Origin of the sequence: Paenibacillus sp. FSL R5-0749 (genome assembly GCF_038595085.1) — a bacterium.
Taxonomy (GTDB): domain Bacteria; phylum Bacillota; class Bacilli; order Paenibacillales; family Paenibacillaceae; genus Paenibacillus.
Genome location: NZ_CP152005.1, coordinates 2456365 through 2477339 on the forward strand (window position 1 = coordinate 2456365; position 20975 = coordinate 2477339).

The following is a 20975-nucleotide window of genomic DNA, read 5'->3' on the forward strand; positions in this document are numbered from 1 at the left end:
TCATTACATTGAACTAACCGAGAGGAGGTGAAAATAAATGTCGATTGTATATCAAATGGCATCCACAGCATCTGCAAAAACAACGGGAACAGGTCAGGCGACTGGAGCACAATCGAAAGGTTCAGCTGCAGGGACTAGCGGTGAATTTCTCCAAACTCTTGCACAATCGTTATCTGGAGGAAACACAGGAGGTGATAGTTCAAGCGCTGCTGGAAGTTTAACTGCTAATCCGCTGATGTTTTCCTTTGCTGCGAGTGAAGAAGGGGAAGCGACATCAATCACGGATATACTGAATTCGTTGTTCACGGACTTGGATTCCCTTGACGAAGCTTTGGAAAATGATCCAGCTCTACTTGCAGGTTTACAAACTCTGATTCAACAGATGTATACACAATTAAGTAGTCCTTCAGGTTCTAATGCGGAAGGCTCCGACGAGTCTTCGAACGGAGCGGAAAGCATAAATACAGTACCTGCAATTGAACTGTCCCAACATCCGGCAGCAGTACGTTTTGTTCTGCAGGATATGCTTACACAATTAGTAGCCGGAATGAATGATCCTGAGAGTAACGTTGCGAAGAACGCTCCGGAATTCAAGCAACTACTACAATCTCTGCAGGGTCAGCTTCAAGAGGCTGGAGTGGATACTAGCCATAACAAAGGATGGACTCAACTGAAATCCATACTGGAAACATTGACTGCAGTTAAGGATCAGACTGCACAAGTCGCTCCAAATACTTCACTTCAAGCACCCAAACAGGATTCGGTCGTACCTCAGGTTCTTGTTGCGGCAGTGGCAAACACTGGAAGCCAGGTGAAAGATGAGACGGAGACGACATCTGCTTCGAATGCAGGTGGAGAAGTCGAACACTCAACGATCATTACTGCGGGAGAACTGTCCTTGCGTTCATCAGGTACAACAGCAGGGAAACCGGCTGAACCTGTAATGCAAACATCACAGTTTGCCAAAGAAATGACACAATTTGTAGTCAACAAGCTGGATATTGTGCAGCAAAAAGGATTTTCTGAGGCGACCATCTCACTGCGGCCTGAGCACCTAGGGAAGTTGGATGTTCAAATCACCTTGCAGAATGGGCAGTTGGTTGCACGGTTTATGACTGAACATACGATGGCCAAAGACATGCTTGAACAGCAAATGACACAGCTGCGTTCTTCACTTCAAGCCCAGGGAATTCAAGTGGAACGACTTGAGGTTACCCAGAACAGTTCAATCGGATCACAGATGTATCAGGACGGAGGCCGTCAGCCGGGAAGTAATTCTCAGCAACAACGCCGTTCGCGTGAGCGTGAAGAACAATCGGATGATGCTATAGCTACAGCAGGAATTCAGGAAGAATTGCGTAACTGGCGTAGCGAACAAGTCGATGGAAATGAATTACAGAGAGATACGTTTAGTGCAGAGGCTTAAACAGAAATGAGGTGAGCAAATGGCTAACGAAATTGTTTCAATGAATAATACCTGGCCGAATTATTCGGCAGCCAATAAAGCAACCACAAGTGCTGCAACAAAAGAATTGGGTAAAGATCAGTTTCTAAAAATCCTGATTACCCAGCTGCAAAATCAAGATCCTATGCAGCCGATGGAGGATAAGGAATTTATCGCTCAAATGGCACAGTTCAGCTCCGTGGAGCAACTGGTCAATATTTCTACACAGCTTAAAACATTGAACCAGTCACTTGGTGCTGTATCTGGCATGATTGGCATGGAGGTAAGTTGGCTTTCTTCTAATAAAGATGACAACGGAACTCTTCGTCAGGGTATTGTGGATTCCATCATTGTAAGAGATGGTGTTCAATACGCAAAAGTGGGCAACGACGAGATTAAGCTGGATGAGATCATTCAGGTGAATTATCCAAAACAGGCAGAAGAGAGTCAAACTCCGGTACAGAACGTTCAAGGCGTAGCCCCTGAAACGATTGAGAGCCAGGAAGTTGAATCATCCGCTGAACCGGGTGATACGGAAGATAGCGGGAAAACGATATGAGTGATCGCATAACGGTTGGACAATTATATGCAGGCCCGATTACACCGAATATGCTTCAAAGACCCAAAACGGGAGAATCTTCGGCTGTCCCGGAAAAACCCTTTGCCAAGGTGCTGGAAGACAATCTTCTGAAATTGAGCAATCATGCTGCCAAACGATTGGAACAGCGAGGTATTGAGCTCAAGACCGAGCAAATGGAACAGATTGGTTCTGCTTTGGACAAAGCTGCTGCCAAAGGAGCCAAAGAGTCATTGATTTTAATGCAGGATATGGCTTTTATCGTAAATGTCAAAAATCGTACTGTGGTTACAGCTATGGATAGTGAAAGCATGAAGGATAATGTGTTCACTCAGATTGATAGTGCTGTAATCATTTCTTGACCGGCTGGCCCTTCTCGGGAGCCGGAATGCCGCTGACCGACTGATGCGGTAACCAAATGAAGACTGGGAGGATTTTTAAAAATGTTGAAATCAATGTACTCAGGCGTTTCCGGGATGCGGGGTTTTCAAACAAAACTCGACGTAATTGGTAACAATATTGCGAACGTAAACACGGTTGGCTTCAAAGGCAGTCGGGTTATGTTCAAAGATATTATGAGCCAAACGACCGCAGGGGTAACTGCCCCGACTGATGCTCCCTCTGGTGGTGTCAATGCAAAACAAATCGGTTTAGGTGTATCCGTAGGATCTATAGATACACTGCATCTCGCAGGAAGCCCAATGACTACAAACAATCCGACAGACTTGCGTATTAACGGAGATGGCTTTTTCCTTGTCTCCTTGGGTGGAGATCAGGAAATTCCTTACTTGACACGTGCAGGGGATTTCCATGTTGATGCTGCTCGAAATCTTGTAACTTCAGATGGTTTGTTCGTCTTAAGTAGTGAGGGAGAGCCTATTACAATTGGGGATGATGTTGTTTCATTCACCATCGGTCAGAACGGTATGATTAACCAGACTATGGCTGATGGAACAATTGAAGGTGATACTCAGATTGGAATAGGGAAGGTAGTTAACCCAGAAGGATTGGAAAAAATAGGCGGAAACCTATATCGTATGACAGCTAACGCTAATCCTGACGGTACTCTTGATCCTTTGACAGCAAACAGTGCTGAGGACGGAACAGGAGCGATCATTGCTGGACAGCTCGAAATGTCAAACGTGGACCTGACTGGTGAATTTACTGAGATGATCGTAGCTCAGCGTGGATTCCAGGCCAACTCCCGGATCATTACAACGTCGGATGAAATACTTCAGGAAGTTGTTAACCTGAAACGTTAATAGCTGATTAATGAATTTTTAAAATGTGGGGGAGCTTGCTCCTCCCACTCTGATCAAGGGGGCTTAGCATGATTTCGGTTACGCGGTTAAATGGTTCTCCCATGTGGTTAAATGCGCTGATGGTTGAAATTGTGGAAGAGACGCCGGATACGTATATTACTCTGGTAACTGGAAAGAGACTGATTGTGCTTGAAAAAGCCGATGACGTTATTTCCAAGATTAAAGATTACAACCGTGAAATCGGGGTTCAGGCAGCCACTATTAAAGTGCAGCAAACGGAGGAATCCTGATGAAAAAAATGATGCCCTGGCTTGCAACCATGTTGCTTGCAATAACACTCATTGTGGTGGTTGTGTTTGTATTTATGCAAGGACAGAACGGGACTAAGGACGACACACATACGGCGGCAGCTGCTGAAGAAAAAAAAATGACTGCGGATGAAATTGTAGAGGTATCGTCAGAGCTTGCACAGATAAAAACGAATCTGGCCGATCCAGATCGTATTATTATGGTTAGTTTCTCTTTCAGATTATCTGACAAAACAGCCAAAGAAGATTTTGAAAAAATTAAAAGCATTACGGTGAAGCCCATTATTATTCAGGCACTTGCAGACACCAAGGCTGAGGAACTGAGTTCGGCCAAGGGTATGAAACAATTCAATGAGAAACTGACAGGTCTAATTAATGAGGCATTACCTGAGCCAAAATTGAAAAGCACTAGTTTTTCAGACATTGTTATAGCACCAATGTAATGAACAGAACACGCTGTAGACCTGTAAGGGGGTGAGAACATGGTGGATGTATTATCACAAAATGAGATTGACGCCCTATTAGCAGCCCTTTCTTCTGGTGAGATGGATGCGGAAGAATTGAAGAAGGAAGAAACTCAGAAGAAAATCAGATCGTACGATTTTAAGCGGGCAGTGCGTTTTTCCAAAGACCATATCAGAAGCTTGACTCGTATTCATGAAAACTTTGCACGCTTTCTCACCACTTATTTTTCAGCCCAACTGCGGACGTTCGTTCAAATCAATGTCGTTCAGGTCGAACAGTTGCCTTATGATGAGTTTATCCGTTCTATTCCTAAGATGACGATATTGAACATTTTTGAAGCGGAGCCACTACAGGGACGAATGGTGATGGAAGTCCATCCGAACGTGGGATATGCGATGTTGGATCGCCTGCTTGGTGGAACCGGGAGCGCTCCGACAAAGATTGCATCGATGACGGAGATTGAAACGACCATCATGGAGCGAATATTCAGCCGTGCATTTGAAAGTTTGCAGGAAGCATGGAAGACCGTGTTGGATATTTCTCCAAGGATGGAAGCGCTCGAGACGAATCCGCAATTTATGCAGATTGTATCTCCCAATGAAACGATTGCTCTGATCTCGCTCAGCACGAAAATTGGTGACACGACAGGCATGATCAATCTATGTATACCGCATGTCGTTCTTGAACCTATTATGTCACGGTTGTCCACTCATCAGTGGTTTGTTTCGGAGAAGAAAACCAGAGCTCCGGAAGAATATGATGCTTTAAGAGAGCGTGTGAACAAAGCCAAATTACCCATCGTTGCGGAATTGGGAGAATCCAGAATTTCAATTGCAGAATTTCTGGGTCTGTCCGTTGGTGATGTCATTACGTTGAACAAACCAGTGGATGAGGGACTTTCCATTAAAGTGGGTGACAAACTGAAATACATGGGCAGTCCGGGGACAATCAAGGACCGTGTGGCTGTGCAAATAGACGAGATTGTCACCGAAGGAGTTGAAGAATTTGACGAGTAAGGATTATTTATCCCAAGAAGAAATCGATGCTTTGCTCAGGCAATCGGAGTCGATAAACAGCTCGGAGCCCGCTGAAAAGACAGTTGATGATTTTTTGACCGAGCTGGAGCAGGATGCCTTGGGGGAGATTGGTAACATTACATTTGGTAGCGCGGCAACAGCCTTATCCACGCTATTGGGCCTCAAAGTAGATATTACAACACCTAAAGTTTCTATTATTAGTCGAACGCAGTTTGAAGAAGCCTTTCCCAAGCCGCATGTTGCCGTTCATGTGAATTACGTGGATGGATTTGAAGGCATTAACTCGCTTGTTATCAAGAAGAGAGATGCTCAAGTCATCGCTGATTTGATGCTGGGTGGCGAAGGAAATCCGGTCGATGAAGAACTGAACGAAATCCATATTAGTGCAGTACAGGAAGCAATGAACCAGATGATGGGTTCATCTGCAACTTCAATGTCCACGATTTTTAATCGTTTTGTGAATATTTCTCCTCCGGGAATCGATATTCTCAATCTGGAGAGTGGAGAAGGTGTAAGTAATCTCCCGGCAGATGAGACTCTTATCCAAGTTTCATTTCGTTTGTTAATCGGGGATCTGATTGATTCCAATCTGATGCAGTTGCTTCCAGTGCATTTTGCCAAAAACATGGTAGATATGTTGATTGGAGGTGCTCAGGAGTCAACTGCCAGCGCACCAGTGGCATCAACCCCTGAACCTGCACCAGCACCCGTACCCGCAACGCCACCACCAGTGGCTGAGCAGCCGCCCGTTCAACACCAGCAGCCCCCACAGGCTCCTCAGCAGCCTGTTCAGGACTATAACGGATATGGACAGACTCCGATGGGGATGCCGCAAGGAATGCCGCCACAGCAGCCGTATGGCATGCCACCGCAGCAACCTTATGGTGCACCTCAACATTATGGTGGAATGCCAAATAGGAATGTTAACGTACAGCCAGTTCAATTCGCCAATTTACAAAATGGGGCGTACGGTCAGGTAGACGAAAACAATTTGAATTTATTGATGGACATTCCCCTTAAAGTCACCGTAGAATTAGGAAGGACCCAGAAGCAAATTAAAGATATTTTGGAACTGTCACAGGGTTCGATTGTCGAACTGGATAAGTTAGCCGGGGAACCTGTCGATATTTTGGTGAATAACAAACTGATCGCCAAGGGAGAAGTTGTCGTTATAGACGAAAACTTTGGTGTTCGTGTTATAGATATCGTTAGCCAATGGGACCGAATTCAGAAATTACAATAAGCACAATTTAGGGAGGACTTGAATCAAGATGGCAAACCGAATTTTAGTCGTAGACGACGCTGCATTTATGAGAATGATGATCCGGGACATTTTGTCCAAAAATGGATATGAGGTTGTTGGTGAGGCACAGGATGGTTCACAAGCCATTGAGAAATTTAAAGAGCTTCGTCCGGATCTGATCACAATGGATATTACGATGCCTGAGATGGATGGCATTGCAGCTTTGAAAGAAATCAAGAAGATTGATGCTAACGCTAAAGTGATTATGTGCTCGGCCATGGGTCAACAAGCAATGGTAATCGATGCTATTCAAGCAGGTGCCAAAGACTTTATCGTTAAACCGTTCCAATCTGATCGGGTTATCGAAGCGATTAGCAAGACACTGGGCGTTTAAGAGACATGATGATGGCTCAGGGTGATATACCAGGAGGAGCTGGCGCGGGAACCAATTATTATTTACAGCTTGTATGGGTGATTGTTGTCCTGGCCGTCATCCTGGCCCTTATTGTCTATCTGATCCGGTTCTTAAACAAACGGAATCAGCAGTGGTTACGTCATGGCACGATTCGTACCCTGGGCGGGGTTGGACTGGGGCAAAACAAGTCGCTGCAAATTATGGAAATTGGTGGAGTTGTATATCTGCTTGGTGTAGGTGAAGACATCCAGTTGATAGATAAGGTTTCGGACCTGGAAGAGGCGCAAAGAATCATTGATTCCTTCGAACGGGATGCTGCTTCACAACAAGGGAATCTCTCACCTCTCATTGCCAAGCTCACAAAACGTTTCCGTAGAGAAGAACCGCCGAGGGAAATGGAACTAGAGGACACAACTTCTTTTCACGAAATGTTTGAATCCAAACTTCGGCAGATGCCTAACCGTAAAGAGAAGATGGAAAAGCTCCTGGATAAAGACAATACTACAGATCGGTCGAGGGATTCATGAAGAAAAAGATTTGGTTAGCGTGTTGTTTATTAGGACTTATCAGTCTGGCATCTGTAACGGTTGCCTTTGCCGAACCTATTCCGAATATTGATATTCAGATTGGGAACGGAGATGGAGGGACACCAAGCACGAGTTCACTGTCCATTATACTGTTAATTACGGTGCTTAGTATTGCTCCGGCCATGCTTGTGCTGATGACCAGTTTTACTCGGATTGTGATTGTACTAGGTTTTGTACGTACATCTTTGGGGACACAACAAATGCCACCCAATCAGGTGCTGGTCGGTTTGGCGCTATTTCTGACACTTTTCATTATGTCGCCAACGTTGTCTTCCATAAATCAGGTAGCGCTTCAGCCCTATCTCCAGGGAGATCTTACGCAAACCGAGGCACTTGAAAAAGCAGCGGATCCGATAAAGAAATTTATGTTTAGTCACACCAGAGAAAAAGATCTTCTGCTGTTTATGAAGTACAATCAGACTGAACAACCCAAGACTTATCAGGATATCCCAATTACTGTTATGGTGCCGGCATATGTAATCAGTGAGTTGAAGACAGCATTCCAGATGGGATTTATGATTTTTATTCCGTTTCTGGTTATAGACATTGTTGTTGCGAGTACACTCATGGCAATGGGCATGATGATGCTTCCGCCGGTCATGATCTCATTACCTTTCAAAATACTGCTCTTTGTCCTTGTGGACGGATGGTATCTGGTTGTCAAGTCACTGTTACTGAGTTTTAACACTTGATCCGGAAAGTTAAAGGAGGACGGTCATGACTTCGGAATTTATTATCGGTCTGGCCGGGAAAGCGGTATACACGTCATTGCTGGCCAGTGCACCCATGCTTATACTAGCTCTGGTTGTAGGACTTGCAATCAGTATTTTTCAAGCGACAACCCAAATTCAGGAACAAACATTAGCTTTCGTCCCAAAGATTGTTGCCGTACTTTTGGCGGTACTTTTGTTTGGACCTTGGATTTTGAATATCTTGGTCGATTTTACGTTTAACATTCTCGATAATCTATACAGATACATAGGGTAGGCTTTAGCAGATGGAGACATTATTGCAAAGTTTCCCTGTCGCTCTGCTTATGTTTTGTCGAATCACATCATTTTTTGTAACTGCGCCGGTTTTTTCGGCTCGAAATGTACCAGCTTCAGTTAAAATTGGTATCTCTGCATTTGTCACTTTGTCTGTCTATCTGATTTACGGCGTAGACCAGACAGTACCTACAGACCTGAGCTATATTTTGCTCATCATCAGAGAGATTCTAATAGGCCTGCTTTTAGGTTTTGTGGCTTATCTGTTAATGACGGCTGTTCAGACTGCAGGGACCTTTATCGATCTACAGATCGGTTTTGGTATGGCAAATGTATACGATCCAATGACAGGTGCTTCTGCGCCACTTACGGGAAACTTGAAGTATGCATTTGCTATGCTTCTGTTTCTGACGATGAATGGACACCATTATTTGCTGGATGCGATCGTTTACAGTTACCGGTGGGTACCATTATCGAATTTGTTTTTCCTGCGGTTGGCAGATGGAAGTATTGCTGAATTTTTGATTCAAACTCTAAGTCAATCATTTATGCTGGCTTTTCAGATGTCGGCTCCGATTGTAGTTGCGTTGTTTTTGACGGATGTTGGATTAGGTTTTTTGGCCAAAACGGCTCCTCAATTTAATGTATTTGCAGTCGGATTGCCGCTTAAGTTACTCGTTGGTCTTGCTATTTTGCTTTTGCTGGTTCCCAGTTTCTCCTTTGTATTTAGTCAATTGTTCGAAGCGATATTCAGATCGATGGAAATATTGCTTGGAACCATTGGACAAAGGCCCAGCTGAGTGAAACGGAGGAAAAGACACGGATGAAACTTCAACTCGACCTCCAGTTGTTTTCAGGGGAGAAGACGGAGAAAGCTACCCCGAAAAAGAGACAGGATACACGAAAAAAAGGACAGGTTGTCAAAAGCGCTGAACTATCTGGCGCATCCATTCTTCTGTTCGCGTTTTTGATCATGATGATATTCAGCAATTTCTATAAAGAACGTATAGTTCGTCTGTTCACAGATATCTTCATTAATCGATTGAGTATGGATATCACCGGAGGGAATGTGATGGCGCTTATGATGCGCTATGGCATTGAAGTTTTGTTATTGATCGCTCCCGTTTTGCTGGGTGCGGTATTGGTTGCTTTGATCGTTAACTACATGCAAGTTGGTTTTCTTCTTGTAGGGGAAGGTTTGAAGCCAAAACTTGAGAAACTGGACCCGATTAAAGGATTCAAAAATATTTTCTCTCTTCGCTCATTAGTGGAATTTGCTAAATCCATTTTAAAAATGTCGATTATCGGTTATCTCGTTTACAGTACAATTAAGGGCTACCAGTCAGATATTGCTTCACTTTCTCATTTTTCATTGGATGCTATTTTGCATTTCGCAGCATCGATCACTTTAAGTCTTGGTATCAAGATTGCAGTGGCATTGATGATACTTGCGATATTTGACTACATGTATCAGAAGTATGATCATGAGAAGAAGATCCGTATGTCCAAGCAGGACATTAAGGATGAGTACAAAAAAATGGAGGGTGACCCGCTGATCAAAGGTAAAATCCGGGAACGTCAGCGTCGTATGGCTATGCAGCGTATGATGCAGGAAGTACCTAATGCGGATGTAATCATTACGAACCCAACTCACTTTGCAGTTGCATTAAAGTATGAAGGTTCCGAGATGGAGGCACCACAGATTATTGCCAAAGGTCAGGATTATGTCGCCTTGCGAATCAAGGAAATTGCCAAAGAAAACGGTGTTATTACGATGGAAAACAAGCCGTTAGCACGGGCGTTGTTCCAGAGAGCCGAGATTGGTGACGCCATACCGGCCGATTTGTTCCAAGCGGTAGCCGAAGTGCTAGCTTATGTATATAAACTAAAGGGCAGAACGAAATAAAAGGGGATCGGAGGCCGTACATTCATTGAAAATTAAAGATATAGCTGTCCTTGCGGGTATCATTGGCATTGTGTTAATGATGATTCTCCCGATCCCGACCTGGCTGTTGGACTTGTTACTGGTCGTCAATATTTCCATTGCTCTGATGATACTCCTTGTTGCCATGAACAGCAAAGAAGCATTGCAGTTTTCTATTTTTCCGGCTTTGCTGCTGATCACTACACTATTCCGACTGGCACTGAACATTTCCACAACCAAGTTGATTCTTGGTAATGGTGATGCCGGAGCCGTAGTTGCTACCTTTGGTAGCTGGATTGCTGGAGGGCAAATTGCAATTGGATTTATCGTGTTTTTGATCCTCGTTGTTGTTCAGTTTATCGTTATTACCAAGGGGTCTGAGCGTGTAGCTGAAGTTGCTGCCCGATTCACTCTCGATGCGATGCCTGGTAAACAAATGAGTATTGATGCGGATCTGAATGCGGGTCTGATCAACGAGCAACAAGCTCGTGAGCGTCGTTCCAAAATTGAACGTGAAGCCGATTTCTATGGAGCGATGGATGGAGCAAGTAAATTTGTAAAAGGTGACGCAATTGCAAGTATTATCATCCTCCTGATCAATCTTATCGGTGGATTTATTATCGGTATGACTGTACATGGGATGGCTTTCGCAGATGCAATGTCAACGTATTCTGTATTGACTATTGGAGATGGATTGGTAAGCCAAATCCCTGCTCTGCTTATTTCCACAGCGGCAGGACTTATTGTCACCAGAGCGTCATCAGAAGGAAACTTGGCAGATGATATTACGGGGCAACTGTTTACATATCCAATACTTATTTATATCGTAGCTTTCGTTATTGCCATGCTCGGTTTCTTTACGCCAATTCATGTTATTACTACGCTTCCGTTGGCAGGTGTGTTGGCATATGCCGCGTGGCGCATGCAGAATAATTTGAACTTGAAACAGGAAGCGGAAGAACAGTTGGAAGAAGAACAGCAGATTGAAGAGGTCAGAAGTCCTGAAAGTGTAATTAACCTGCTACAGGTGGACCCTATTGAGTTTGAATTTGGTTATGGTTTAATCCCACTTGCTGATAATCAGCAGGGTGGGGACTTATTGGATCGAATCATTATGATTCGGAGGCAGTGTGCTCTTGAACTGGGTTTGGTTGTTCCGGTTATACGGATTCGAGATAATATCCAGCTCAGACCCAATGAGTATGTGATCAAAATCAAGGGTAATGTGGTAGGTGGGGGAGAACTATTGTTGAATCACTACCTTGCCATGAGTCCTGGCTATGATGAGGAGTCCGTGACAGGTATCGAAACGACAGAGCCTGCTTTTGGACTTCCGGCACTATGGATTGATGAAGTAACCAAAGACAGAGCGGAACTTGCAGGATATACGGTCGTAGACCCGCCTTCCGTTGTGGCCACACATCTGACGGAATTGATCAAAAAGCATGCGCATGAGTTACTTGGAAGACAAGAGACAAAAGCACTTGTGGATAATCTCAGAGAGAACTATTCTGCACTGGTGGATGAACTGATCCCTTCACTACTTTCCATTGGTGATGTGCAGAAAGTACTTGCCAAGTTATTACGGGAGAAAATATCCATTCGTGATATGGTTACCATCTTCGAGACACTAGCTGACTATGGTACATATACGAAGGACCCTGATGTGTTAACCGAGTACGTCAGACAATCCCTCTCACGTCAGATTACTCAGCAATTCTCACAGAAAGGTGAGACACTTCGGGTGATCACCGTTGGACCTGGTCTTGAGAAGAAAATTGCTGAAAGTGTGCAACAATCGGATCAAGGAAGCTATCTTGCGCTAGACCCTGTTTCTACACAAAGTGTGTATCAGAAGCTGAGTGAACAAGTGAACCGTTTGATTCAATCAGGTCAACAACCTGTTGTATTAACTTCTCCAACCATTCGGATGTATCTGCGTCAGGTTATTGAACGTACCATGCAGGACATTCCTGTACTTTCCTACAGCGAGTTGGAGCCGAATGTTGAAATTCAAAGTATCGGGGTGGTGAACTTATGAGAGTAAAACAATACGTTGTTGAGACCATGCCCGAAGCTATGCTTCAAATTCGCAAAGACCTGGGAAGTGATGCCGTCATTCTGTCCACCAAAGAGATCAAGGTGGGCGGTGTGATGGGAATGTTTCGCAAAAAACGGATCGAAGTTGTAGCTGCAGTGGATAAGGAAGAAAACAAGCAAACGACAAAGCCCGTACAAAATCAATTCACACCTGTACCTCGTGCATTTGTACCTGAAGCTTATCGGCAAACAGCACGTTCGTTTGTTGCGGCTTCTGATGAGTCGGCGACAACGAATACAGCTGATCAAAGTGTACAGGAAAAATCTGCGGCCGCGCCGTCTGTGTTTGAATCGCGTAATATCAGCTCAGACATAGACAGCGGCTCAGGTTCTTCGAGCACGGAGCATAAACCGCGACCGCAAGGGGCGGATTTTTCGGGTTCAACAACTGCCACGAAGCCAATAGGTTCAGATTTGCAGCAGGATAAGTTGATGACTGAATTGCAGGATCTTAAACAGATGGTTACCAGGCTTTCAAAGCAAGGTACTTCCGTGGACCCTCTGACAGAGGAACTGCAACCGATCCGAGAACGTCTGACAGAACAAGATGTTTGGCCTGAAGTTTGGGAAGCCTGGTTCGATTCAATCCAAACAAGATTGTCTGAGGATGAATTGAAGGAACAGAATGTAGAGCAAGTTGTGAAGCTTGAGGTCATGCACTTTTTGGAACAACGTATTGAAGAAGGCATCCTTCCTACCACTCGCATCGTCTATGTTGCTGGACCAACAGGGGTAGGAAAAACAACGACAATCGCAAAATTGGCTGCTGAGCAAATGTTCAAAAAACATCGTAAAGTTGGATTCATTACATCAGATACGTATCGGATCTCGGCGGTAGAACAGCTTAGAACATATGCGTCTATACTGAATGTCCCACTTGAGGTGGTGCAATCTCCCGGGGATACACAACGTGCCATTTCTCGATTAGAGAATTGTGACTTGATCTTTATGGATACTGCGGGTAGAAACTACAGAAATGAATTGCTTGTTTCGGAACTGCAAAGTTTGCTTGCTCCAGTAGAGAATAGCGAAACCTTTCTGGTCATGAGTATGACTTCCAAAAGCGCTGATATGGTTCAGATCATGGAACATTTCAGTAAATATGGCCTGGATAAGGTGATTTTCACCAAAATGGATGAGACTGGGAGCTGCGGTCCGCTGTTTAACTTGTTACATCGTTTTCCACTCAAGCTTGCATATGTGGCTAATGGGCAAAATGTTCCGGACGATTTGTTGAAGCCGGATGCAGATTCATTGTCTAAAGAGTTGCTGGGAGAATGGCCACAATGAAGGATCAGGCAGCTGCACTTCGAAATATGGTCTCCACGCCATTGGAATTGGAAGGTATTGAGCGAGATATTCGATCCTCGAAAATCATTACTGTGGCCAGTGGTAAGGGAGGTGTTGGTAAATCCAATTTCACACTGAACTTTGCATTGGCACTGCAGGCTTTGGGGAAAAAGGTACTTGTGTTTGATGCCGATATTGGAATGGCTAATATTGATGTTCTTATGGGTACGTCTTCTTCCTATAATCTTTATCACCTATTATACCGACAAAAAAACATAAGGGAAATCATACAACTGGGTGCAAATGGCTTGCCTTACATTGCTGGAGGATCAGGCATGAAAGAGTTATTCTCATTGTCTGATCGTGATCTGGAGTTCTTCGCCAGTCAAGTGGAGGATATTGCCCAGGAAATGGATTATGTCATTTTCGACACGGGGGCAGGACTCTCCAGAGAGAATATGAAGTTCATCGGTGCTGCAGATGAATGCCTGATTATAACCACACCTGAACCAACTTCAATAACCGATGCTTATGCTTTAGTCAAAGTTATGCACGGCCAGGAAAATGCTACGCCCTTTCGGATGATCGTTAACCGGGTGGAGGACGAACGAGAAGCGGAACGGGTGGCAGATAAAATAACTGGAGTGGCAAGGCGGTTTTTGCAAACGGATATTCCGCTGCTTGGGTATATTTCGGAAGACGCCCAGGTAGTCAAGGCGGTTAAAAGGCAAATGCCCTATAGTCTGGCTTATCCCAATGCCAAAGCCTCCAAAGATATAGAGAAACTTGCTCTTCGTTATCTGGCTGTACCTGCAACTCCGGGATCCGGAACCTTGACAGGAATCAGGGGATTTATGAATAAGTGGCTTAAACGGACAACATGATTTCTGAAAAAAGGAAACAGGGGTGACACAACATGGCGGTCTATCAAGTATTGGTTGTCGATGATTCCGCTTTTATGCGTAAGATTGTTACGGATCTGATCCAAGCGGATCCGGAATTCAAGGTCACGGCAACGGCATCAAACGGTAGAGAAGCGATTCAAAAATCACTAGAATTGAAACCCGATATTATTACAATGGACGTTGAGATGCCCGAAATGAATGGGTTGGATGCATTAAAATCAATTATGAAGGAATCCTTCGTTCCTGTGATTATGCTCTCAGGTATCAATGAACAAGGCATGAAAGAAACCATTATGGCGCTTGAAGCCGGAGCATTCGACTTCATTCGGAAACCATCTATTTCACATGACCAGGATATTGCTCAAGTCGGTAAGGCCTTGGTTGAGCGCATGCGTGCTGCGATGAATGAGATCAAGCGAAAAGCTGATCGTGAGTTATCGTTGAAAAATAGAGAGATTTCGCGAGCAACAGTTGTCCCTTCAGCTCAGCAGCTACACAAAGAAATGCCAGGCAAGGATCGAGTAGAGTCTGCGAAAAAAATGATTGAACCTGCGAAGACGAGTCAACGCTCTCTTCAAGAGCGGACTGACGTCTTTCAGGCCAAATCCAAGAAACCTATTGAGCCATTATCACCTTCGAAACCAGGCCGCTTGGAGAAAAAAACGGAACCTTTGCCGAAAGCAGAGCGGACTTTGGAGACGAATGTAGAGAGAGTAGTGAAGTCAGCTAATCCAGTGCAGACTCCGAAGGAAGTTCGGCTACCTAATGCAGCTAGACTGGCAGCTGACCAAATAGCAGCAGCCTCTGCAAAAGCCAAGGAAGTAATCAAGCCTAATCCTGTCCCTAAAGGCGCAGGGGGAGTGGAAGGAACATTCAACAAGCTTGTGGCAATAGGTTGTTCTACGGGTGGACCGAGGGCTCTCAAGACATTACTCGAGCAGTTGCCTGCTGATTTGCCTGCACCGGTCATTATTGTGCAGCATATGCCGCCCAATTTCACACGTTCTTTGGCTCAACGATTGAATACATTCAGTCCATTGCATGTGGTTGAAGCTGAAGAAGGCATGGTCCTGAAAAAAGGTACCGCCTATATAGCACCCGGCGGATTCCATGTGAAAGTTAACAAAACAGCAGACGGGAAGTTTATCGTGAAGTTGACTGAAGATCAACCAGTGAATGGACATAGACCTTCAGTGGATACGATGTTTGAGTCACTTCTGCCGTTTACATCTTTACAAAGGCATCTTGTTTTGCTGACAGGAATGGGAAGTGATGGAGCACGTATGATGAAGAGATTATACGAAGCTGGAGTTACATCAACCTTTGCCGAGAATGAAGAAACATGTGTTGTATATGGTATGCCGCGTTCTGCTGTAGAGCTGCAATGCGTTCGTCATCTTTTGCCACTGCAGGAGATTGCGTCTAAACTTGTTCAAGCAGTGAAATAACGGAGTGTAACTCACGGAGGAGGTGCCTCACAATGGACATGAACCAATATTTATCCATGTTTATTGATGAGTCTAATGATCATCTGCAATCGCTTAACGAAAACATGCTTCAACTTGAAGGCAATCCAGAAGATCTGGGTATAGTTCAGGTGATATTCCGCTCTGCTCATACTTTGAAGGGTATGGCAGCAACAATGGGCTTTGAAGATTTGGCATCACTGACACATAAAATGGAAAATGTGTTGGATCTGGTTCGTAATGAGAAGTTAAAAATGCAGGATTACATTTTTGACACCATGTTTAAGAGTCTCGACGCCTTGGAAACGATGGTTCAGGATATTACCGAAGGTGGACAAGGTAAAGCTGATGTTTCGTCAATCGTTGCTTCGCTTCAGGCCATTGAAAACGGTGAAATGACAAACGGAGATACATCTGCTACGGAAACAAAAAAGCCAGCTAACGCTTCAATTGCTTCGGCTGTGGAACTGGATGAATTCCAATATTCGGTGCTGGATCAGTCGATTGCCGAAGGTCATCGTGTGTTCTATGTGGATGTACTCGTTAGCGATCATAGCCAGTTAAAAGGTGTACGGGCTTACATGGTTTTTGATATGCTGGAACGTTCAGGTGAAGTCGTAAAGGCTTACCCTTCCGTTCAGGATATTGAGCAAGAGAAGTTTGAGCGCAGTTTCTCGTTGTATTACATAACAACTAAAGAGGCGCACGAACTGGAAGAAGGCATCATGAGTATCTCTGAGATTGAAAGTGCAAAGCTGATTCAACTGGATCAGGAGACTCTTCAGCAGATGGCTAATCAGGTAGCAGCTACAGTTGAAGCGCCACCCGCATCAACAGCTGTAGCTGAAGTTGCTTCGCCGGATAACAATTCTGCACCTGCAGAAGAATCCAAAACGGCACCAGCCAAAACTGCTGCGCCGAAACAAGCTGCTGCACCTTCACGTACCATTCGTGTGGATATTGAACGTCTCGACGTATTGATGAACCTGTTCAGTGAATTGTTGATTGACCGTTCACGTCTGGAGCAATTGGCCAGTGAGACAGGCAACAATGATTTATCCGATACAGTTGCACATTTAAGTCGAGTTAGCACAGATTTGCAAAATATTGTACTGAAATTGCGGATGGTACCGGTAGATACCGTATTTAACCGATTCCCGCGTATGATCCGTGATCTGGCCAAGACACTAGATAAAAAAATCGATTTGGTTATTACGGGTGCTGAGACGGAATTGGACCGTACGGTAATTGATGAGATTGGTGATCCGCTTGTGCATTTACTGCGTAACGCGGTTGACCATGGTGTGGAATCCATTGCAGAGCGTGTAGCTGCAGGTAAACCAGAGATGGGTACAGTAAACCTGCGTGCCTTCCACAGTGGAAATCACGTGTTTATTGAAATCGAAGATGATGGTAAAGGTATCTATCGCGACAAGCTTTTGAAAACCGCGATCAAACGTGGTGTTGTAACCGAAGAACAAGGTGCCAAGATGAGTGATGATGAAGTGAATCAACTGTTGTTCGCACCTGGTTTCAGTACTGCAGATATTATCTCGGATATCTCTGGCCGGGGCGTTGGCTTGGATGTAGTAAAATCGAAGATCACTTCGCTTGGTGGTAATGTAACGATTCATTCAACTCCAGGCAAAGGTACTAACTTCTCTGTTCAGCTTCCGTTGACTCTATCCATTATCGCGGCGATGCTGGTACGACTTGGTTCAGAGAAATACGCTGTTCCGTTATCCTCCATTGTAGAGACGGCCATTGTACAACGGGAACAAGTTCGTAATATTCACGGCAATAAAATGATTACGTTCCGTGAGTCACTGATTCCGTACTTGTCCTTGAGCGAAGTTTTCTCCGTACCGGACTTCAATGACGCTGATGAGCAGGAAACAGAAATTGTCGTGATTCGCAAAGGTGACCGTCTTGCAGCCGTAGCTGTTGAAGAATTCATTGGACAAAGTGAGATTGTTCTCAAATCAATGGGAACCTATCTTCCTGCTATTGAAGGAATCTCTGGAGCAACTATACTCGGAGATGGACAAGTAGCCCTGATTCTTGATCCTAATGCATTTATTAAATAAGCATAGAGCGAAGTCTTACATTTAATAGGGAGGTTTTTTACATGGAAGAAGAGTTGAAAGTCATCGTCTTTAAATTGGGTTCCGAAGAGTATGGTATTGAGGTAGACAAAGTTCAGACGATTGAGCGCATGATGCCAATTACCCGTGTTCCCAAGACACTTTCCTTTGTAAAAGGAGTTATCAATTTACGCGGCGTTGTTATTCCGGTCATTGATCTGCGCGGTCGTTTCTCCCTTCCGGAATCAGAATACACGGATCAGACTCGTATTGTTATCGTAGGTGTTGACGACATGCAAGTTGGCTTCATCGTAGATTCTGCTAATGATGTTATCGATATCAAGAGCAGTGCGATCGATAGTCCACCAGAAGTGGTTGGCGGCGTTAAAGCGAGATACCTACGAGGTGTTGCTAAATTGGAAGATTCACGCCTGTTGATTATGCTTAACTTGAACGAAGTATTAAATAAAAGCGAGATTGTACAGCTGGAAAGTGTTGAGGGCTAGTACCGTGGAGATGTTCAACCGATTTGAGGTATTCCAGATGGATGTGCTCAAAGAGGTCGGTAACATTGGAGCAGGCAACGCCGCAACGGCGTTGTCTCAACTCCTCAACAGACCGATTGACATGGGTGTACCTAAAGTACAAATGCTCCCTTTTGAAGAAGTTGCCGAAAAAGTGGGCGGAGATGAACGCATCGTTGTTACCGTTTTTCTTCGTGTGGAAGGGGAAGCACCGGGAAATCTTTTCTTTATGATGACACCTGAGGCTGCTAAAATGTTGTTGAATAGACTCGCCGGGTTTGATTTGAAAGAAGGACTTGCTTTTACAGATATGGAGCAATCAGCGCTTTCCGAGATTGGAAATATTTTGGCTGGATCCTATCTTTCTTCTTTGGCAGATTTCACGAAATTGTCCATGTATCCAACCGTTCCTGGACTTGCCATCGACATGGCGGGTGCCATTCTAAGCTATGGTTTGTTGCAGTTTGGCGAGATGGGTGACGCTGCATTGTTGATTGACACATCTTTCTTTGAAGGTGAAGATCAGGTTGAGGGTCAGTTTTTCCTCATTCCGGACCCACCATCCTTTGCAAAGATATTTGAATCGCTAGGGGTGCCACTGAGCCATGATTGAGGACAAAAGCGTCGTTAAAGTCGGTATGGCGGATCTAAACATCGCTCATCTTCCCGGTGTAATCCGCACGACTGGCTTGGGTTCGTGTGTGGGATTAACAATGTATGACCCACATTTGAAGCTGGCTGGAATGGCGCATGTCATGCTTCCTACTTCAGAGATCGCACGCGAAGGGAAACTGAACACTGCGAAATATGCGGATACGGCGTTGCCTGAGCTTTTGGATAAGATGATAAAACTAGGTGCTTCTCACTCACGTATTGTGTCTAAAATGGCCGGAGGCTCTCAGATGTTTGCCTTTGCCGGGGCTGGAGATACCATGCGCATTGGACCACGTAATGCAGATTCTTGTCGAGAGTGGCTTCAAAAACTCAATATCCCTCTTCTTGCAGAAGATACCGGTGGAAATTATGGACGAACAATTGAAATGGATTGTGAAACTGGACTTTTGACTATTCGAAGTGTACAAATGGGTGTAAAGGAATTATAAGACTATGATAGGAAACTACCGCATTAATCTTGGAGCAGGCATCGTTGGGTTTATTATTACTTTTTTTGTAGCATACAGCAGCAATGTGTTGATGACCAGTTTAATTCGCGGATTGATCGGATTCGTAGCCTGGTTTATCCTTGCATACGGTTTACGCTGGGGATTGGGATTGCTGCTGAACCCTCAGGTCGAGGGAAATGGATATGGTTATGATTCACCAAATGCTCAAGATCAAAGAGGTTCACAGGTGGACATTAAAATCGAAGACGATGGACAAGAGCTGAATGATTTGCTCAAGAGTGGACAGAACGCTTCATCTGGGGACGATCTTCCGCCATCTGAGACGAAAGCTCCAACGGGATTCGCTCCTTTGGATCCGCCTAAACTTGTCCGGACCAAGGATCCGGAGGAATTGGCGCAGGCCGTTCGTCACCTGACAGACAAATAAGGAGGGTGAAAGCAATTGAACGAGCGTAAAGCTTCACATTTGAACCATTCTGATCTGTGGGAAAAGTGGAAAGAACATGGAGATCTTGAAGCCAAGAAAGCTTTGATTGAAAAGTATCTTCACATTGTAAATTATGTATCCGGTCGACTGGCTGTTGGTTTGCCCAAAAATGTTCCCAAGGATGACTTGGAGAGTAACGGCGTTATGGGGTTAATTGATGCTTTGGAGAAATTCGACTATGAACGTGGTTTGCAATTTGAGACGTATGCATCATGGAGAGTCCGCGGAGCCATTCTTGACGGTCTCCGTCAAGGTGATTGGGTTCCGCGTTCTGTTCGAGAGAAGGCCAAGCGTATTGAAGACGCCTACCAACAGCTGGAACAAAGCTATCTGAGGTCCGTTAGTGATGAGGAAATGAGTCAGTATCTGGACGTGTCTACCAAAGATTTTCAACATATGCTTCAGGAAGTGGCAGTCATGTCACTTTGCTCGCTGGAAGACCCCATTCGTGAAGAAGAGTCTGAGACTCGTCTGTCTTTGATGGTGGATGAAAAAGCTAAAAATCCGGATTATAAAGTGAATGAATTTTATTTGAAGGAAGCTTTGGTGCAAGGGCTTGACAAATTGACGGTAAAAGAGAGAACGGTTGTATCACTCTTGTATTACGAAGATCTTTCTCTTAGTGAAATTGCGGAAGTCATGTCTCTTTCTCCGTCTCGTATATCTCAGTTACATTCCAAGGCAATATTACGACTACGCGGCACATTGGACAAACAGAAAGATTTGTTGATGCGTAAAGATTAATAG

At 44.6% G+C, this 20975-nt stretch carries 24 protein-coding genes; all 24 read left to right on the forward strand.

Going from position 1 to position 20975, the window contains the following annotated elements:
- Positions 1-37: 37 nt before the first annotated feature.
- The 24 genes from MKY85_RS11030 to MKY85_RS11145 all read left to right on the forward strand — a co-directional run bounded on the left by MKY85_RS11030 (position 38) and on the right by MKY85_RS11145 (position 20972).
- On the forward strand, positions 38-1426 hold the full coding sequence (locus tag MKY85_RS11030; protein ID WP_342572576.1) for a flagellar hook-length control protein FliK: 1389 nt from the start codon (positions 38-40) through the stop codon (positions 1424-1426).
- Positions 1427-1445: 19 nt separating this feature from the next.
- Positions 1446-2003 (forward strand): flagellar hook capping FlgD N-terminal domain-containing protein, encoded by a 558-nt coding sequence (locus MKY85_RS11035; RefSeq protein ID WP_342572577.1) that lies wholly within the window; start codon positions 1446-1448, stop codon positions 2001-2003.
- Positions 2000-2383, forward strand: coding sequence for a TIGR02530 family flagellar biosynthesis protein (locus MKY85_RS11040; RefSeq protein WP_339260441.1), 384 nt, complete (start codon positions 2000-2002; stop codon positions 2381-2383). Before MKY85_RS11035 ends, MKY85_RS11040 begins: the two co-directional genes overlap by 4 nt.
- Before the next feature lie 81 nt (positions 2384-2464).
- Positions 2465-3283: a flagellar basal body rod protein FlgG gene (gene flgG / locus MKY85_RS11045; protein WP_036609361.1), complete on the forward strand. Its 819-nt coding sequence runs from the start codon at positions 2465-2467 to the stop codon at positions 3281-3283.
- A gap of 68 nt (positions 3284-3351) precedes the next feature.
- Positions 3352-3573, forward strand: coding sequence for a flagellar FlbD family protein (locus MKY85_RS11050; protein ID WP_076208897.1), 222 nt, complete (start codon positions 3352-3354; stop codon positions 3571-3573).
- Positions 3573-4034, forward strand: a complete 462-nt coding sequence (locus MKY85_RS11055; protein ID WP_342572578.1) for a flagellar basal body-associated FliL family protein — start codon at positions 3573-3575, stop codon at positions 4032-4034. The genes MKY85_RS11050 and MKY85_RS11055 overlap by 1 nt, the downstream gene beginning before the upstream one ends.
- A gap of 39 nt (positions 4035-4073) precedes the next feature.
- Positions 4074-5072, forward strand: coding sequence for a flagellar motor switch protein FliM (fliM, locus tag MKY85_RS11060; RefSeq protein ID WP_253433786.1), 999 nt, complete (start codon positions 4074-4076; stop codon positions 5070-5072).
- The gene (fliY, locus tag MKY85_RS11065; protein WP_339241591.1) at positions 5062-6336 is read left to right on the forward strand and encodes a flagellar motor switch phosphatase FliY; all 1275 of its coding nucleotides are present in this window, start codon (positions 5062-5064) and stop codon (positions 6334-6336) included. Before fliM ends, fliY begins: the two co-directional genes overlap by 11 nt.
- Before the next feature lie 28 nt (positions 6337-6364).
- Positions 6365-6730 carry a response regulator gene (locus tag MKY85_RS11070; protein WP_017689175.1) on the forward strand — a complete coding sequence of 122 codons (366 nt, stop codon included), beginning with the start codon at positions 6365-6367 and terminating at the stop codon, positions 6728-6730.
- 11 nt (positions 6731-6741) lie between these two features.
- Complete coding sequence (locus MKY85_RS11075) at positions 6742-7278, forward strand: flagellar biosynthetic protein FliO (protein WP_339243021.1); 537 nt, start codon at positions 6742-6744, stop codon at positions 7276-7278.
- Complete coding sequence (fliP, locus tag MKY85_RS11080; protein ID WP_315936325.1) at positions 7275-8030, forward strand: flagellar type III secretion system pore protein FliP; 756 nt, start codon at positions 7275-7277, stop codon at positions 8028-8030. The genes MKY85_RS11075 and fliP overlap by 4 nt, the downstream gene beginning before the upstream one ends.
- Before the next feature lie 25 nt (positions 8031-8055).
- Positions 8056-8325 carry a flagellar biosynthesis protein FliQ gene (fliQ, locus tag MKY85_RS11085; RefSeq protein ID WP_047842485.1) on the forward strand — a complete coding sequence of 90 codons (270 nt, stop codon included), beginning with the start codon at positions 8056-8058 and terminating at the stop codon, positions 8323-8325.
- 10 nt (positions 8326-8335) lie between these two features.
- Positions 8336-9124, forward strand: coding sequence for a flagellar biosynthetic protein FliR (gene fliR / locus MKY85_RS11090; RefSeq protein WP_342572579.1), 789 nt, complete (start codon positions 8336-8338; stop codon positions 9122-9124).
- 23 nt (positions 9125-9147) lie between these two features.
- Positions 9148-10230: a flagellar biosynthesis protein FlhB gene (gene flhB, locus MKY85_RS11095; protein WP_342572580.1), complete on the forward strand. Its 1083-nt coding sequence runs from the start codon at positions 9148-9150 to the stop codon at positions 10228-10230.
- A 25-nt stretch (positions 10231-10255) separates the two neighbouring features.
- Positions 10256-12289, forward strand: a complete 2034-nt coding sequence (gene flhA / locus MKY85_RS11100; protein ID WP_339241599.1) for a flagellar biosynthesis protein FlhA — start codon at positions 10256-10258, stop codon at positions 12287-12289.
- Positions 12286-13638, forward strand: a complete 1353-nt coding sequence (gene flhF, locus MKY85_RS11105; RefSeq protein ID WP_342572581.1) for a flagellar biosynthesis protein FlhF — start codon at positions 12286-12288, stop codon at positions 13636-13638. Before flhA ends, flhF begins: the two co-directional genes overlap by 4 nt.
- Positions 13635-14522 (forward strand): MinD/ParA family protein, encoded by an 888-nt coding sequence (locus MKY85_RS11110; protein ID WP_342572582.1) that lies wholly within the window; start codon positions 13635-13637, stop codon positions 14520-14522. The genes flhF and MKY85_RS11110 overlap by 4 nt, the downstream gene beginning before the upstream one ends.
- Before the next feature lie 32 nt (positions 14523-14554).
- Positions 14555-15991 (forward strand): chemotaxis-specific protein-glutamate methyltransferase CheB, encoded by a 1437-nt coding sequence (gene cheB, locus MKY85_RS11115; RefSeq protein WP_339260446.1) that lies wholly within the window; start codon positions 14555-14557, stop codon positions 15989-15991.
- 32 nt (positions 15992-16023) lie between these two features.
- Positions 16024-18096: a chemotaxis protein CheA gene (locus MKY85_RS11120; RefSeq protein ID WP_342572583.1), complete on the forward strand. Its 2073-nt coding sequence runs from the start codon at positions 16024-16026 to the stop codon at positions 18094-18096.
- Positions 18097-18137: 41 nt separating this feature from the next.
- Entirely contained in the window at positions 18138-18599 is a 462-nt protein-coding gene (locus tag MKY85_RS11125; protein WP_145318865.1) for a chemotaxis protein CheW, read from the forward strand.
- 10 nt (positions 18600-18609) lie between these two features.
- A complete protein-coding gene (locus tag MKY85_RS11130) occupies positions 18610-19230 on the forward strand; it encodes a chemotaxis protein CheC (RefSeq protein WP_338594906.1) in 621 nt (206 codons plus the stop codon).
- Positions 19223-19720 carry a chemotaxis protein CheD gene (locus tag MKY85_RS11135; RefSeq protein ID WP_342572584.1) on the forward strand — a complete coding sequence of 166 codons (498 nt, stop codon included), beginning with the start codon at positions 19223-19225 and terminating at the stop codon, positions 19718-19720. The genes MKY85_RS11130 and MKY85_RS11135 overlap by 8 nt, the downstream gene beginning before the upstream one ends.
- Positions 19721-19724: 4 nt before the next feature.
- The gene (locus MKY85_RS11140) at positions 19725-20168 is read left to right on the forward strand and encodes a hypothetical protein (RefSeq protein ID WP_339302977.1); all 444 of its coding nucleotides are present in this window, start codon (positions 19725-19727) and stop codon (positions 20166-20168) included.
- Positions 20169-20183: 15 nt separating this feature from the next.
- On the forward strand, positions 20184-20972 hold the full coding sequence (locus tag MKY85_RS11145; RefSeq protein WP_339241613.1) for a FliA/WhiG family RNA polymerase sigma factor: 789 nt from the start codon (positions 20184-20186) through the stop codon (positions 20970-20972).
- Positions 20973-20975: the final 3 nt, after the last annotated feature.